The organism is Marinobacter guineae, from assembly GCF_002744735.1.
GTDB lineage: Bacteria > Pseudomonadota > Gammaproteobacteria > Pseudomonadales > Oleiphilaceae > Marinobacter > Marinobacter guineae.
Window position 1 is genome coordinate 20,492 of sequence record NZ_KZ319339.1, and the last position, 15,705, is coordinate 36,196.

The 15,705-nt window shown below is 57.3% G+C and carries 15 protein-coding genes and 1 tRNA gene; 8 read left to right on the top strand and 8 right to left on the bottom strand.

Features of this window, described 5'->3' with window-relative positions; genetic code table 11:
• Nucleotides 1–121: 121 nt before the first annotated feature.
• Nucleotides 122–2,182: a sensor domain-containing diguanylate cyclase gene (locus CLH62_RS00120; RefSeq protein ID WP_099616142.1), complete on the top strand. Its 2,061-nt coding sequence runs from the start codon at nt 122–124 to the stop codon at nt 2,180–2,182.
• An 18-nt stretch (nt 2,183–2,200) separates the two neighbouring features.
• Here CLH62_RS00120 and CLH62_RS00125 read toward each other — a convergent pair whose 3' ends face one another.
• Nucleotides 2,201–4,531, bottom strand: a complete 2,331-nt coding sequence (locus tag CLH62_RS00125; protein WP_099616143.1) for a xanthine dehydrogenase family protein molybdopterin-binding subunit — start codon at nt 4,529–4,531, stop codon at nt 2,201–2,203.
• Nucleotides 4,528–4,989, bottom strand: coding sequence for a (2Fe-2S)-binding protein (locus CLH62_RS00130; protein WP_099616144.1), 462 nt, complete (start codon nt 4,987–4,989; stop codon nt 4,528–4,530). The genes CLH62_RS00125 and CLH62_RS00130 overlap by 4 nt, the downstream gene beginning before the upstream one ends.
• A gap of 161 nt (nt 4,990–5,150) precedes the next feature.
• Between CLH62_RS00130 and CLH62_RS00135 the strand changes: the two genes are divergently transcribed.
• Entirely contained in the window at nt 5,151–5,555 is a 405-nt protein-coding gene (locus CLH62_RS00135) for a DUF1330 domain-containing protein (RefSeq protein WP_099616145.1), read from the top strand.
• 11 nt (nt 5,556–5,566) lie between these two features.
• Here the strand turns inward: CLH62_RS00135 and CLH62_RS00140 are convergent, their stop codons facing one another.
• Nucleotides 5,567–5,896 carry a branched-chain amino acid transporter permease gene (locus tag CLH62_RS00140; protein ID WP_099616146.1) on the bottom strand — a complete coding sequence of 110 codons (330 nt, stop codon included), beginning with the start codon at nt 5,894–5,896 and terminating at the stop codon, nt 5,567–5,569.
• On the bottom strand, nt 5,889–6,593 hold the full coding sequence (locus CLH62_RS00145; protein ID WP_099616147.1) for an AzlC family ABC transporter permease: 705 nt from the start codon (nt 6,591–6,593) through the stop codon (nt 5,889–5,891). Before CLH62_RS00145 ends, CLH62_RS00140 begins: the two co-directional genes overlap by 8 nt.
• Nucleotides 6,594–6,761: 168 nt before the next feature.
• Between CLH62_RS00145 and CLH62_RS00150 the strand changes: the two genes are divergently transcribed.
• From CLH62_RS00150 to pgsA, 5 genes are all read left to right on the top strand, one after another.
• The gene (locus CLH62_RS00150; protein WP_099616148.1) at nt 6,762–8,381 is read left to right on the top strand and encodes a methyl-accepting chemotaxis protein; all 1,620 of its coding nucleotides are present in this window, start codon (nt 6,762–6,764) and stop codon (nt 8,379–8,381) included.
• Between the two features lie 77 nt (nt 8,382–8,458).
• A complete protein-coding gene (locus CLH62_RS00155) occupies nt 8,459–8,710 on the top strand; it encodes a hypothetical protein (RefSeq protein ID WP_099616149.1) in 252 nt (83 codons plus the stop codon).
• Between the two features lie 100 nt (nt 8,711–8,810).
• The gene (uvrY, locus tag CLH62_RS00160; protein WP_099616150.1) at nt 8,811–9,470 is read left to right on the top strand and encodes a UvrY/SirA/GacA family response regulator transcription factor; all 660 of its coding nucleotides are present in this window, start codon (nt 8,811–8,813) and stop codon (nt 9,468–9,470) included.
• On the top strand, nt 9,454–11,316 hold the full coding sequence (gene uvrC / locus CLH62_RS00165; RefSeq protein ID WP_099616151.1) for an excinuclease ABC subunit UvrC: 1,863 nt from the start codon (nt 9,454–9,456) through the stop codon (nt 11,314–11,316). The genes uvrY and uvrC overlap by 17 nt, the downstream gene beginning before the upstream one ends.
• Nucleotides 11,317–11,323: 7 nt before the next feature.
• A complete protein-coding gene (pgsA, locus tag CLH62_RS00170; RefSeq protein WP_099616152.1) occupies nt 11,324–11,890 on the top strand; it encodes a CDP-diacylglycerol--glycerol-3-phosphate 3-phosphatidyltransferase in 567 nt (188 codons plus the stop codon).
• Here pgsA and CLH62_RS00175 read toward each other — a convergent pair.
• Genes CLH62_RS00175 through CLH62_RS00190 form a run of 4 tightly spaced genes read right to left on the bottom strand, consistent with a single transcriptional unit; the run spans nt 11,835 to nt 15,383 of the window.
• Nucleotides 11,835–12,476, bottom strand: coding sequence for an ABC-type transport auxiliary lipoprotein family protein (locus tag CLH62_RS00175; protein ID WP_099616153.1), 642 nt, complete (start codon nt 12,474–12,476; stop codon nt 11,835–11,837). The two genes, pgsA and CLH62_RS00175, sit on opposite strands and share 56 nt — an antisense overlap.
• Entirely contained in the window at nt 12,473–13,411 is a 939-nt protein-coding gene (locus CLH62_RS00180) for an MlaD family protein (RefSeq protein WP_099616154.1), read from the bottom strand. The genes CLH62_RS00175 and CLH62_RS00180 overlap by 4 nt, the downstream gene beginning before the upstream one ends.
• 5 nt (nt 13,412–13,416) lie before the next feature.
• Nucleotides 13,417–14,214 carry an ABC transporter ATP-binding protein gene (locus tag CLH62_RS00185; RefSeq protein WP_099616155.1) on the bottom strand — a complete coding sequence of 266 codons (798 nt, stop codon included), beginning with the start codon at nt 14,212–14,214 and terminating at the stop codon, nt 13,417–13,419.
• 2 nt (nt 14,215–14,216) lie between these two features.
• Nucleotides 14,217–15,383: an ABC transporter permease gene (locus CLH62_RS00190; RefSeq protein ID WP_170005736.1), complete on the bottom strand. Its 1,167-nt coding sequence runs from the start codon at nt 15,381–15,383 to the stop codon at nt 14,217–14,219.
• 225 nt (nt 15,384–15,608) lie between these two features.
• Here CLH62_RS00190 and CLH62_RS00195 point away from each other — a divergent pair.
• Nucleotides 15,609–15,684, top strand: a tRNA-Gly gene (locus tag CLH62_RS00195).
• Nucleotides 15,685–15,705: the final 21 nt, after the last annotated feature.

Below are 15,705 nucleotides of genomic sequence, written 5' to 3' on the forward strand. Positions count from 1 at the left end.
CGTCACCGGGAAAGCTGTATACTTCATTTAATTCATTGCCGGATATACAGGGAGGTGGTGCTCCAGGGACGGGTTTTCGGTTAACTGTCTCACTGTTCTTTGGCTGGAGCCGCTGCTTACTTTGAAACCCGATCTCCTTCTCCAGGCTCCTGAGGTTACTCATTCGCCTGCTGCCCGCCTCGTACCGAATTCAGCTCTCAGTATCCAGCCCTGCGGCTGTTTGCTGGTCCTCGACAGGGAATTCACCCGAATAGTCCAGTGCAGTGCCAACACCGGCAATTTCTTGCGGGTAGCCGCTGACGAACTGCTGGATCAGAAGCCCGAGATTGCACTCGGAAAACGGCTGGCAGGCAGGGTTCGAAGTGAATTGCGATCAAGTGAGCGGCTCAGTGGTCCGCTATCTATCCAGAAGGATATCGACGGACGGAAAACTCGCTTGCAGGTGAATGCTTTCCGCTCCGGTATGGTGGTGATTGTCGAGATTGAACCGATTACGCCACTCGGCAACCGACGGCTGATGGGAACGGTGAACCAGTGGCTGACAAAACTGGCCAGGGCCGCCACACCGGGCGCGTTGATGGACATTCTGGTGGCGGGCGTGCGTGACATTACCCGTTTTGACCGGGCCCTTGTGTTCCATTTTGATGATCAGGGCCATGGAGTATGTCTGGCCGAAAACCTGGCCAAAGGACTGACGCCGGTGTTGGGCCAGCGTTTCGCGGCCAGTGATTATCCTGAGGAACAGCGGGCAAAGTTTGCCGAGCGGGAAGTCCGGAGCATTCCCGATCTGGGTGCCGATGCGGTACCGGTTTTCTCATCTCTCGAAATCCCCTCCGATGACGCAGGAAGGATTGATCTCAGTGGCACGGTTTTGCGGGCACCATCCCGCCGTCAGCGAAGCTTCCTTGACGATTTCAACGCCAGGTCCCTGTTATCGATCGCCATTGTCGGCCAAACAGGCCTTTGGGGCATGGTGACCTGTATTTCCGCGACACCCACACCGCTGACACCGACCTTGCGGGATGCCGCACGCACGGTGGTTACGATGGCGACCCAGCGGCTGTTTCTGCTCAAAGCACGCATAGAGTCCCGTTTCCTTCTGCAGGTGCAGGAATCGAGAGATTACCTGGTAGAGGATGTAAAAGCCGGCCTGTCGCCTTCGGCGATGCTCGAGAAGTACGGCAACGATTGGCTGACGTTTTTCAGGGCCGATGGCCTGGCATGCAAGACCAAAGGCGGGATATCCGGTTTTGGTGTCACTCCACCTCTGAAAAGCATTGCTCAGATTGCCCGGGGATTGGAACAGCGGCATGGGCAGGGAGTCTGGGCCAGCTTCCGGCTGAAGGATGAACCGGTCGCGGAAGGGATTGATCTGAAGGGGTGCTGCGGATTGCTGGCGGCGCCGTTACCAGGTGAGGATTCCGAGGGATGGTTAATGTTTTTCCGGCCGGAATGCGATGCCCTGGTCTGCTCACCGGCCAGTGAGCGGGACCTGCATCGCACCTTCCGGACCTGGCTGGAAGAAGTCCGGGGCACCAGCGAGCCCTGGAAACCGGTGGAGTGCCAGGCTGCGGGGGATCTCGGTGAGGATATAGCCCTTCTGGCATCGGCCAGTGAAATTACCCGGCTGAACGAAATGCTCAGGGAAGAGCAACAGGCCCTTGCCCGGGCCAATGAAAAACTTCGGGAGGCGGCCAGTCATGATTCGCTCACCGGCATCTGGAACCGGTACCGGACCGAACAGGAGCTTGATAAGGAGCTGGCGAAGGCGCGCAGGCACAAGTTACCGTTCTGCGTCCTGTTGTTGGACATCGACCACTTCAAACAGGTGAATGACACCTGGGGGCATGAGGCAGGGGACGAATTGCTCCGGCATATTGCCTGTACTGTGGATGGGGTTCTCCGGCAGGAAGACCATATTGGCCGGTGGGGCGGTGAAGAGTTCGTGATGGTTGCTACCGGTGCGTCGAGAGAAGACGGCGTGGTCCTGGCAGAGCGTATCCGTACGGCGATAGCCAATGTGCGCATAAACCAGATGCCGGAAGGCGTTACCGCCAGCATCGGAGTGGCTACGTGGCGTCCGGAAGACAAGCGAAAGGAACTCGTAGCCCGTGCTGACAGGGCCATGTACGCAGCCAAAACCGCGGGCCGAAACCGGATAGAAACAGACCAGGATCTCTGACGAGACCCTGGCGTTGCTTTACCCCTTCAGCTGATCACCGACCGGCAGGCGCCTGATACGCTTGCCGGTAGCGGCATAGATGGCGTTGCACAGCGCCGGCGCAACCGGGGGCAGGCCGGGCTCACCGACACCACCCATAGCTTCCTGTGGGTTGTCCACCAGGTGGACCCGTATAGACTTGGGTGCGTCCGGCATACGGGGTATCAGGTAGTTGTCGAAGTTATCCTGCTGCGCCACACCGTCTTTGAACGTGACCTCGCTCTGCAGCGCGATACCGATACCCATCACGCAGGCGCCTTCCAGCTGGGAACGGATGCGTTCCGGATTGGCCTGCTTGCCACAATCAAAGGCGATGTCTGCCTGGAGAATGGTGAGCCCGCCCTGATCATCCACTTCCACCTCAAACACGATCGCCGTGTAGGAGACAAAGCTGTGATGGAAGGCAAGGCCAAGCCCACGGCCTTCCTGCACGGACTTGCCCCAGCCGGCCTCGCTGGTGGCCCGTTCAATCACGGCCCGCATCCGGCCAATGTCGATGGGGTAAAGATCCGGATTCTCGCCGTAGTTCCAGCCATCTCCAACCGTCAGATTATGGATTTCACGGTCCGGACCGAGGAGGTCCAGTACATAATCCCGATGATCCCGGCCAGCAGCCACGGCCAACTCATGAGCAAAGCTCTGTATTGCCCAGGCATGGGGAAGATTATAGACCGAGCGGAACCAGCCGATACGCACGTGGGCCGGCGCTGGCGGATTCTCCAGTCGAAGAGCCGGCACATCAAATGGCATGGTATTGAAGCCCATGCCCAGTTCAAATTCGCCTTTGTGCTTCGGGTCCGGAGCGAAGAGTGAGCCGATGCTCGGTGAGAGTGTTCGGTGCAACCATCCGGTTGCGTTGCCATCGCCGTCAAGCCCGGCTTCCAGATGGTCGACGGACACCGCGTGAAAATAGGCATGGTGAATGTCGTCTTCGCGGCTCCACTGTAACCGGACCGGGCGGCCATTGAAGAGCTCGGCAATGCTGGCGGCCTCATTGGCAAAGTCTGGTTTGGATTTACGGCCAAAGCCCCCGCCAAGCAAGGTGACGTGCACCGTCACATTCTCCGTATCCAGGCCGAGCCTTTGGGCAACGGTATCCCGGGTTGCCTGAGGATTCTGTACCGGCGCCCAGACCTCGGCCTTGCCATCCTTGATCCGCACCGTGGCTACTGGTGGCTCCATGGGCGCCTGCGCCATGTGAGGCATGTAGTAGGTGGCAGATATCCGTTTGTCGGCACTCTCAAGGGCCCTGTCGAGATCGCCGTGATGACGAACGACCTTGCCAGGGCTTTGAGCCGCTTTCTCCAGGGATTGCCGATAGGCAATAGAAGTATAACCGGCATTTTCGCCAGCGGACTCCAGGTTCCAATCGATCTTGAGTGCCTTTTTCCCCTCCATCGCGGCCCAGGTATTGGAAGCGACCACCGCAACACCGCCAAGGGGACTGAATCCGGCTGGCTGACCGGTGCCTTCAACCTTCAGGACCTTTTCCACCCCGCGTACTTTGAGCGCTTCGGCGTCGTCGAAGCTCCTTACAGTGGCGCCGTAAACGGGTGGCCGGGCAATCACGGCGTACAAGAGATCGTCAAAGGGTACGTCAGCGCCGTACACCGCTCTGCCAGTTACAATGTCCTCGCCATCGATGGCTTTGGGGTGAGGTGATTCCAGTTTGCCGTTGATCAGGCCGGTTTCCTTGCCGATGAACCGGAGTTCGTTGTCCTGTTTCAGCACAAGTGCGTTACGATCAGGCACCTCAAGCTCCCGGGCTCTGCTGGCCAGCTCGCCAAAGCCAAGTTCCTTGCCTGACGGTTGATGAACCACTTTGTGGACCTGGGTTTTCACCTCATGGACCGGAACACCCCATTGACTGGCCGCGGCTTGCTCAAGCATCAACCTGGCAGCGGCGGCGGCCCTGCGCATGGGTTCGTACCAGTGGCGCATGCTGCGGGAGCCGTCGGTATTCTGGTTACCGTATTTGCTGTGGTCGCCTTCAGCCTGCCGTACCTTCACCTGATCCCAGTCAGCGCCCAGTTCATCGGCACCCACCATCACCAGGCTGGTGCGAATGCCCTGGCCCATTTCCGATCGGTTGTTAACGATGGTAACGGTGCCATCGGAATCTATCTGAATGAAAACATTAGGATCATCGACCCATCCCCCGGGCATGGCTCCGGCACCAAATTGTGCATTTTCACTGGCCAATGGCATATCCCAGCGGGCGGCAAGAACCAGGGCTGAGCCGCCGGCCATGCCCATCAGGAGGCGGCGTCGGCTGACGTTGGCGAGCAGAAGTCGGTCATTGGTTCTCATGCTTCACCCTCCTGGCCAGATGCGCGCTCGATGGCAGCTAGGATCCGGTTGTAGGTACCGCAGCGGCAGAGGTTTCCAGCCATTGCATCCACGATCTCACCGGTTTCCGGTTTCGGAGTCTTCTTCAAAAGGGCTGTGGCGTTCATGATCTGGCCGCCCTGGCAATAGCCACACTGGGCAACCCCGAGATCAAGCCAGGCCTGCTGCACCTTGCTGCCAATCGGATCATCGGCCATGGCTTCAATGGTTGTTATTTCACCGGTTGCGGCAGACACGGGCGTAACGCAGGAACGGATAGCGGTGCCATTGAGATGTACGGTGCAGGCCCCGCACTGAGACATGCCGCAGCCGAATTTGGTGCCCTTCATGCCGAGCACATCGCGGATGACCCACAGAAGGGGCATATTGTCAGGAACATCGAGCTCATGTTGCTCGCCATTGATCGTGAGAGTCGCCATATCGTCCTCTTATCGGTCGCTATATCGTTTCCTTCAAGGTAGCTGTACGCGGGGGAAAGGCAAAAAGCGCAGTCTGAATGAAAGGTAATGAAAACCCTTGCGTTCATGCATCAGGGCTAGGCTATAGTAGTCACCGGAACCACGAGTACACGAGGATAAGGATGGACGCCATTAATCCCACACCGGAGCAGTTGCAGAAGGTATTGGTAGATACCCCGAAGGACCAGCCAGTGGTCATGCTGAACCTGCTTCGTTTCCGTGATCGGGCCAATTACAAGGAAGAGGCGCCTGAGCGGTCTGGCCGGGAGGCCTACAAACTGTATATGGAAGAGGCAGCCGCCTGCGTGAAATCGGTCGGTGCCGATGTTATCTGGTCTGGCCGGAGTGTCGGCTCATTGATTGCGCCCCCGGATGAATCCTGGGATCAGGTCCTTCTGGTTCGCTACCCGTCAATTGATGCCTTCGTGGCCATGATCGAGAGCCCTGAATACAAGGGTGTGGTCAAGCACCGTACCGCCGCACTGAAGGAGTCCCGGCTGGTGGCAAATCTTGAGGACAGGCTTTAATCCGATTCGGGCTAAAGACCGGCTTGCTGGATTGCCATGTAGCTCAGGGTGCCCGCGACAATGGAGAGCAGGGCATTCCGACGCCATAAATGGATGATGACCACTAACGTGCCGGGCAACAGCGCGTCAAACCCCACCCATGCCCCTGACCAGTCCGCCGAGCGCTGCAGAAACACTGTGGCCAGCAGTGCCATAACTGCAGCAGGCAGGTATCGACCGAGATGGCGAACCAACGGGTGCTCCGTATGGCGCTCAAAAAACAGGAACGGGATCACCCGCGTGGCAAAGGTAGCGATCGCGGCCACCGCAATGAAAGCCGCAAGATAACCCGTCTCACCCATGGTTTCCTTCCTCCTGCAGATGCTGTTTGCGCGCCCTTCGGTATTCGATGAGCAGTACGCCGGTCACCAGGGCAATCGCACCGATCAATTGATGAGCCGGAGGAAGTAACAGCATGGAAACTCCCGCTGCCGCTGCGCCAATCCAGATCGGGAATCCCTCCCCAAGTGCTTTGAACTGCTCCAGGGTCAGCACGATAAACAGGGCAACCAGAGCGAATTCAATACCGGTGCTGTCGAATGCGACATTGTCGCCAAGCAGTGCGCCGATTGCGCAGCCAATTACCCAATAAAACTGATTGAAGCCGGTGATCCTGAAATCAACCTCCTGCTCGTAAGCGCGGTCGGCTCCCCTGGGTCGGCTGGTGAGTAGGGAGTAGGTCTCGTCTGTAAGGCCGAAAATCAGATAAAGTTTGCGCCAGCCGGCGCCGCGAAACTGCCCGAGCAGAGACAGCCCGTAAAAAAGATGACGGGCATTGAGCACGAACATGGCGACGAAAACTTCCAGAAGCCCCGCGTTTACGGCAAGCAGGCTGACTGCCAGTATCTGGCCGGCACCGGCGTAGATCAGAATGCCCATCAGCGGCGCTGCCCACCAGGCGTATTCCAGCTGGGTGGTAAACAGTACGCCAAACGCCATGCCCAGCGGAAGGTAGCCGAACAGGATCGGGAGTGTGAGGCGGAAAACGGACTGATTCATTAGCATCCAAACGGTCGTAAAGCGGCGATCATAGAGAATTCAACGGTTTTTTTGAAGCCGTTAACGGTTCCGACCTTTGCGAGTGTTGGAGGTCTGACGCAGTTGCCGCAATAAAAGTGTCATAAAACCGGCATACCATCCGCGGCATAGCCCGCTGTTGGAGTTGTCATGTTTGCCACGGTAAGAACCCGGATTCTGTTTTTCGCCTTTCTATCGGTTTTCGCTCTCGCAGGGCTGGCCACCCTGTCCTGGAGTATCATTCTGAAAGCAGAGGCCGCCTCGGAAACGCTGATCCGGAATAATCTTAGTGAATCCTGGCTGCTGGCGGATCTCGAGCAGGATCATCGCGAACTTCAGGATCTGGCCTACAAGATCAAGGCCCAGCTTCTGCTGTGGGATGAAATTGAGGCTGCGTTTAGCGAATTGGAGGCATCTCTGCCTGTGCACTGGAACAGCCTGGCAACCAATGACGGTCTGAAAAACTGGGCAGAAAAGCATCTGGCGGACTATGAACGGGTCCAGGCCCTTATGGCCGGAATGAAAGAAGGCATTGGTGAAAAAAGTTATTACCGGGTAGGGCAGGTTGTGGATTTCGAGCTGTTCCCCGCCATGGAGCCGATGCTGACGGCGATCACCGCTCGCCAGCGTAAAAGCCGGGATTCGGTATCCGCCGGGGCCGACGAATTACTGGCGTTTCTTTCAGGGCAGCAAACTTTTCTGATTGCCGGCTCAGTGGCCTTCCTGCTGATTGTGGTGGCCATGACATGGTGGCTCAGGAAGACCGTTATTCTCCGCCTGCAGGGCATGGAAAGCGACCTGGTGGCGATGGAGGAGAACGCCGATCTTACCCGTGTGCCAGTTCTCCGTGGGCGAGATGAGGTCGCTGGTGTGGCGAAGGCGCTGGGGGGCCTGGTGTTGAGGTTCGAGCATTTTATCGGCGATATTCGCACTGCAGCGGGCGGTCTCGATGAGCGTTCGGGGGCCCTGGACAGCGGTGCCGAGTCGCTCCAGGCGGCTTCCGAGGAAACCCGTAGTCAGATCCGCGATGTCAGCCAGTCCATGGCGGCAATTGCCGATCAGGCCTCGGCCATTGAGCGGGCCACAGACGAATCGGCCAGCACTGTGAAAACAGCGGTAGCCGCCAATGAGGAAGTTCAGCATCGTTTGACCGCCAGCGAGGCGGCGGCGGAGCACACCGTGGACGTAATTTCCCGTGTTTCAGGATCTATCCATGCCCTGAACGAGTCCACGGGCAAGATCGAGCAGGTGATCGGCGTGATTGCTGATATAGCCGAACAGACCAATCTGCTGGCCCTGAATGCGGCCATTGAGGCGGCTCGGGCCGGCGAACATGGTCGAGGCTTCGCCGTTGTGGCGGATGAAGTCCGGACGCTTTCCCGCCGAACCTCGGATTCCACCCGGGATATTTCGCAATGGGTTCAGGATCTCGTGTCCGGGGTCAGCAGCGTGGATGCCCTGCTGGATGAGATGCGCGAGGCGGGTACCAGCAACCGGGAGCATCTGGTCGCACTGAAGGCTCACCTGGCAACCCTGAAAGGCCAGTTTGTTGTTCTGGAAAGCCACAGCATGGAAATCAGTTCTGCGGTGGTGCTACAGCGGGATGAGATTGGTCGGGTTGGCCGCCGGTCTGGCGCACTGGATGAAAGTGCCGATTTCCTGATCCGGAGCGTGGAGCAGACCCGCACCATCAGTGAGGCTTTGAGGCAGGAATCGGTGTCGATGCGACAATTGATCGCACGGTTCAGAACGGCCAGGGAAAATACCTGAATTTATTCGTTCGATGCATCCGAGGGCTTCTACCTGACCGCCATTATCCATACTATGGTGGCCCCAAAGGAGGAAGCATGACAGAGAGCGCAGAGCAACAGGCTCAACCCGACCCCAGAGAGGAAAAGTTCGTTGTCGACAAAGAGTTATTGACAGAGGATCAGCTTCTGGGACTGGTGGAAGAGTACTGCACCCGATACCACGGCCTGAACGACACCGAGAACCCGATGGAGGAGACGAGTCGGGTGATTGCCGCAGTGCGGCGTGGCGATCTGGTGGTCTGGTTTGACCCTGTGGAGAATACGGCGGGTCTGGGTGTGCCCGCTTAGGCGGCATGTCCATCAGGGTATTTGGATTTGCACCTACCCGGGGCTTGAACTAAACGTTACAATCGCGCTGTTTTCCCGAAAGCCGTGTGCGAGGTGAATTTTGATCAGGGTACTGGTTGTTGATGACCATGAGCTAGTGAGGTCCGGTATTACCCGGATGCTGGCTGATAACCCGGACATTGAAGTCATCGGGCAGGCGGCATCCGGAGAGGACTCCATTGATTTCGTACGCCAGCAGCGACCGGATATTGTCCTGATGGACATCCGCATGCCTGGAATCGGGGGCCTTGAGGCCACCCGCCGCATTCTCCGGATAGACGATTCCATTCGCGTAATAGTAGTAACCGTTTGTGCAGATGACCCATACCCGACCAGGGTGATGCAAAGCGGAGCCACGGCCTACATAACCAAAGGCGCAGATATCAAGGAAATGGTTCGCGCCATTCGTATGGCAAACACTGGTCAGCGCTACATTAGCCCCGAAATTGCCCAGAAAATGGCGCTGAAACAGCTTGGCGGCGACCGGGAGGAAGACGGCGAACTGTCAATGTTTGAACGGCTCTCCGAACGCGAGATGCAGATTGCCATGATGGTAGTGGACTGCCAGAAGGTGCAGGACATTTCCGACAAGCTGTGCCTGAGCCCGAAAACGGTCAACAGCTACCGCTATCGGATTTTCGAGAAACTGGAAATTTCCAGTGATGTTGAATTGGCCCTGATGGCGGTGCGGCTCGGGTTACTTGATGCCGACAAGGTCTGACCCTGAGAGCGACAACATCGGGGAGTTTGACAGCAAGAGCTTCCTGAAACAGCTTACGGAGCGGCCCGGCGTCTACCGAATGTATGACGAGGGCGGCTCGGTGCTGTACGTTGGCAAGGCCCGCAACCTGAAAAAGCGGGTCGGCAGCTACTTCCGAAAGACAGGCCTGGCACCGAAAACCGAAGCGCTGGTTGCCAAGATCGTCTCGATTGAGGTCACCATCACTGGCAGTGAAACCGAGGCCCTGCTGCTCGAGCAAAACCTGATCAAGTCGTTACGGCCTCCTTACAACATCCTGCTCCGGGATGACAAATCCTACCCCTATATTTACCTTTCCTCCCATAGCGATTATCCGTCACTTACGTTTCGCAGAGGGCGTACCAAAAAAGGTGGTGGTACCTGGTTCGGTCCGTTTCCAAGCTCTGGTGCGGTCAAGGAAAGTCTTAATATTCTGCAGAAGGTATTCCGTATAAGATCTTGTAGTGAAAGCTATTTTCGGAACAGGACGCGGCCGTGCCTGCAGTACCAGATTAACCGGTGTACCGCCCCCTGTGTCGGCTTTATTACGCCAGAGGAATACCAACAGGACATTCGCCATGCGGCGATGTTCCTGGAAGGAAAGAACCCGGTCATCATTCATGATCTGATGAATGCTATGGAGACCGCCTCCAAAAACCTCGAATTCGAGAAGGCGGCTGCCTACCGGGATCAGATCAACCATTTGCGCCACGTTCAGGAACAGCAATCCGTAGACGGTGAAGGCGGGGATGCGGATGTGGTTGCCATCGCCCAGGATGCCGGGGTTGTCTGTATCGTGGTGATCATCGTTCGTGGCGGCCGGGTGCTGGGCACCAAGGACTACTTTCCGAGGTATTCCATCGAACAGACCGAAGGCGAACTGCTAAGTGCCTTCCTCGGACAGTACTATTTCGGTGGCAATACGCGTCGAGAGATTCCCCGGGACACTCTGGTGCCTGTTGAGGTGGAGGGGCAGGAACTTCTCGCCCAGGCGCTCACCGAGTCTGCCAACCGGGAAACCCGCATCCGGGGCAACGTTCGGGGGGAGCGCCGGCGCTGGCTTGAACTGGCCATGACCAATGCCCGTCAGACCCTGCTCACCCACCTGGCCAGCAAGGAGACGGTTTATCGGCGGTTGCTGGCCCTGCGGGATTTACTGGAACTGGCGGAAACACCCTCTCGCATGGAATGTTTCGACATCAGCCACAGCCATGGCGAAAATACCGTCGCATCCTGCGTGGTTTTCGATGAGAATGGCCCCCTGAAGAGCGATTATCGCCTTTATAACATTGAGGGCGTTACTGCCGGCGATGACTACGCCGCCATGCGCCAGGTGTTGAGCCGCCGGTATAAACGTATGGTGGCCGGAGAGGGCAAACGCCCGGACCTGGTGTTTATTGATGGCGGCAAGGGCCAGCTGAACATTGCCCGGGAAGTGTTTGATGAGCTGGAAATCTCGGATATCCCTCTGATCGGTGTCGCCAAAGGCGTAACCCGGCGGGCCGGTATGGAGCAGTTGATTGATGCTGTAACCGGCGATGTTTTCCGGGTTCCTGCGGATTCTCCCGCGCTGCATCTCATTCAGCACATCCGGGACGAATCCCATCGCTTTGCGATTACCGGGCACCGGGCGCGGCGGGATAAAAAGCGCCGGCAGTCTACACTGGAGGGTATCGAAGGTGTGGGGCCGAAAAAACGCCGCGACCTGATACGATATTTCGGCGGAATACAGGAACTCCGCAAAGCCGGGATTGATGAGATGACCAAGGTGTCGGGCATCAGCAAATCACTGGCGGAAACCATCTACGCAGCACTGCACGACGAGTAAGGACAGCATGAATTTACCTAATATCCTCACACTCTCCCGCATCATCATGATCCCGGTGTTCGTGGTGATCTTCTACCTGCCAGTGGAGTGGAGCTACCTTGTGAGTGCGGCGATTTTCGGACTTGCTGCAGCCACAGACTGGCTTGATGGGTACCTGGCGCGAAAACTGGACCAGAGCACCCCGTTTGGTGCATTCCTTGATCCGGTCGCCGACAAACTGATGGTTGCCGTGGCTCTGGCAGTGCTTATTGAGGAACATTCCGCGATTCTGTTGACCATCCCGGCTACAGTGATCATTGGGCGGGAAATCGTCATCTCCGCCCTGCGCGAATGGATGGCTGAAATTGGCAGTCGAGCCAGCGTGGCGGTCTCCTACATTGGCAAGATCAAAACCACGGCGCAGATGGCTTCCATTGTGGGGTTGCTGGCATTCCCGCCGGGAGTCTTCTGGTCCAATATTGCCCTGGTACTGCTCTATATCGCGGCCATTCTTACTCTCTGGTCCATGGGGCTTTACCTCAGGGCTGCCTGGGCTGATCTCTTTCCGGGTAAGACGGAAGGCCGCACGCCCTAGCCCATTGAATCACGCTGCTGGCCAGCTTGCCGGTAGCGGCGCCGAACCCTTCAACAATCTGCTCGATCCCGGTGCCTGCGGCAGGCTCCACGATCCTGAAATTGTCTGTGCACACGCTGGCCCGCGAGCGGTTGTGGATCAGCTGCATATGCAGTTCAATCACAATCTGTGGTGCACTTTCAGGATTCTCGGCATGAAAGGCGGTGAGCTCACTGATCAACGTAAGTTCTGCGTTGGCGGGATTGGTGTCGCTGATCACGCTGGCAAAAGCGTTGCTGCTTCGAAGCGCTTCCACCAGTGTGTCACGAAGCACCACTGGCACTGTGTCTCGCCAACGAACGTCGTCATAGGCCCGGAATTCCCAGGGTGTTGGCTTGGCCAGTACTCTCGTACTGTTGAACGGTTCCGATGCGTAGGGTGTATCAACCCGTAGAGATAGGGGGGATTCCTGAACGCCCTGATGCGTGGTTGCTGGTAATGCGAGATCCATAACCCGGGGCGGCTCCGGGTTCGGAAAAACCGTGCAGCCACTCACCACGGCAAGGCTGAGCAGGAGGGTCAGATTACCGATAGCCGCTAACTTCACTTCGACAACTCCTTCATGGTGTCCGTTCCGAATAAAATGCCCGTGGGATCCTCTTCCAGACGCCGGCTGAACTGATTAAGGTTCCGGAGCGTGGCCCTGAGTTCCCGCAGCGCCGGTGCCAGCTCACCCATTCCCTGAAGTCCCGAATCCATGGCACCCTGATTGGCAAGGATCAGCTGATCAATTCTGGCCATCGTGGTGTAAATGATGTCGAGGGTTTTATCCATGGATTCAAGAACCCGGCGACCGTCTGTCTGAAGTAGTTCACTCGCGCCATCAGACAACTGGGAGACCTTGATGGCCGCCTCTTCGGCCCTGCGTCCGGCTGAGTCGAATCGTTCCAGCATGGCAGATAGCTGTTCGCGGCGGGAGAGCAGGGCATCTGTTGCTTCTCGGGTGTTCTGCAATATGGCGGAAAGGTTCTCGATGTTATCTCCAGACAGCAGCCTGTTAGTGCTGGTGAGCAGTTGATCAGCCTTTGCGAGAAGCTGTTCGCTGTTGGCCAGAATACTGTTGAACGCCGAAGGCTCGGCGTTTATAACCGGCGGGTTGTCCCGGCTCCCTTCCAGTGTTGGTTGATCCGGGCTGCCGCCACTGAACTGAACATTCATGCTGCCGGTAATGTTCGCCAACACCAGCCCTGCCTTGGTGTTTTTCCGGATAGGTATTGTCTGGTCGACGCGAACCAGTACCCGTACCTGGCCGGGATTTTCCGGGTCCAGCTTCAATTCCAGTACATCGCCGATCTGCACGCCGCTGTAAAGCACCGGGTTACCTTCCGACAGGCCACTGACGGCCTGGTTGAAGACAATCTCATAGTAGGCCCAATCGCGGTCTGCCGAGGATTTTGCCAGCCACAGGGAAAAGATCAGGGCCGCCCCGAACGCCAGGATGGTGAACAGACCAATGATCAGGTGATGGGCTCTTGGCTCCATGTTAACTACTCCTGATTCCGCATGGGCGAATGGTTCCTGAAGGCGTAGCTCGCAGCGCGGCCACGGGGGCCGTTAAAGTAGTCCTGGACCCATTCATCGTCCGTGGCTGCCACGGCCTCCAGAGTATCAGCAACGAGGACCCGGCGCTGTGACAGTACCGCAACCCTGTCGCAGGTTGAATACAGGGTATCGAGGTCATGGGTGACCAGAAAAACGGTGAGCCCCAGCGCATCACGAAGGGTAACGATAAGCCGGTCGAAAGCGGCAGCACCAATGGGATCGAGCCCCGCAGTCGGCTCGTCCAGAAACAGTATTTCCGGATCAAGGGCAAGAGCCCTTGCCAGGCTCGCTCGTTTGACCATGCCGCCGGAAAGTTCGGCCGGGTATCTCAGAGCGGCCTCCGGTGACAGTCCGGTAAGCGCCAGTTTCATCCGTGCCAGCTGTTCCGCCTCAGGCCTTTTCAGGCCCGCGTGCTCAATCAGCGGCACGGCAATATTCTCCTGCAGGTTCAGTGATGTGAACAGGGCGCCGCCCTGATATAGCACGCCAAACCGTTGTTCGATCCTTGAGCGGGCGCGGGCAGCGAGTTGTATGAGGTCTTCGCCAAACACCCGAATATGGCCAGAAGCGGGCGTATTGAGCCCGACTATGCTCCTCAGAAGCACGGTTTTGCCGGTTCCCGAACCGCCGACCACCCCGAGAATCTCGCCCTTTAGGAGGTCAAGATCCAGATTTTCATGGACGACATGTTCGCCAAACCGGTTACACAGCTCACGCACTTCGATGACGGGTTCTGCTGACATAATTACCAACCCATTTCCATAAAGAATAGCGCAGCGATGGAATCCAGCAGAATGACCATAAATATGGATTGGACCACGCTGGAGGTTGTGTGTTCTCCAACGGATTGGGCGCTGCCAGCGACCTTGAATCCCTCGAGGCAGCCGATAACCGCAATCAGAAAGGCGAAAATCGGAGCCTTAACCATACCCACAAAGAAATGCTGCAATGGAATATCGCGCTCAACGATTGCCATGAACAGGGTGGGTGAAATATCCAGCACCAGGGCACATACCATGGCACCACCCACCATTCCCGAAATCATCCCTACAAAAGAGAGAATTGGAAGGCTGACCATCATGGCCATGACCCGGGGCAGCACAAGCAGTTCGATGGGGTTCAGCCCCAGTGTCCGGATCGCGTCCAGCTCTTCATTGACCTTCATTGCGCCGATGTGTGCCGTAAAAGCACTGGCGGTTCGGCCAGCCATGAGTATGGCCGCAAGCAGCACCCCGAACTCCCGAAGGAACGCGAAAGCCACCAGGTTGACGGTATAAATCGTTGCGCCGAAGTTTTCCAGTACGGTTGCGCCGAGGAAGGCAACCACAGCACCGACCAGAAAAGTCAGTAACGCAACGATTGGAAGTGCATTCAGCCCGGTGTCATGAACGGCTGCGACAAACGGGGTCATGCGCCAGCGCCAGGGTCTGGGCAGGTTCCAGGCCAGGGTGGCGAGGGTCTGGCCGATAAAGCCAACAAGAATCCAGAGCAGGCGGCAGATGCTTTCTACCTTCTGGCCGGCACCCATAACGAAGCTTTTGAGCAGGGAGGGTGTCGACGTGGCCGGCTTGGGTTGGTTCTCCATGGCACGGCAGACCGCCACAATCAGGGCGGATTTTTCGCGGGGCAATTGTTCTGACTTTGAGGCTGTCTCCAGTAACCGTTGCGGTCCGAGCAGTGAGGCAAGCAGGGAGGCTCCGGCCGTATCGATTCGTTTCAGGCCAGACAGGTCAATTTCACGCCTGCTCACCCCGGGTTTTGCCTTCGGGAGGACTATAGATTTCAGTTGTCGATAGTTGCTCAGAAGCCAGTCACCGGCGACCTGCAAAGTACCTGAGTCCAGGGACACGGATCCCGGAACGGGTGAGGCCGCTGGCGAATCAGTCTGCTCGGAATTACGGGAGCTGGGCACGTTATGTCGAATCCATGGGTGATTTAACTGGCCAGACACCAGCTTAGAGACTCGATTAACAGTCTGCCAGTCCCGCAGGTGCCTGTTTATCCTGAGAAGCTTAGATTGGCCAAACTTTGCTCACAAAGTCCGTTAAAACAGAAACTTGATAAAAAAGTATTGACGCCCGACCGGTAATCCGTAGAATACGCAGCCGTTGATGAGGCAATGCCTCGGTCACGAAGAGCGGGAATAGCTCAGTTGGTAGAGCACAACCTTGCCAAGGTTGGGGTCGCGAGTTCGAATCTCGTTTCCCGCTCCATTTCCAAGTCTCTCAATGCCT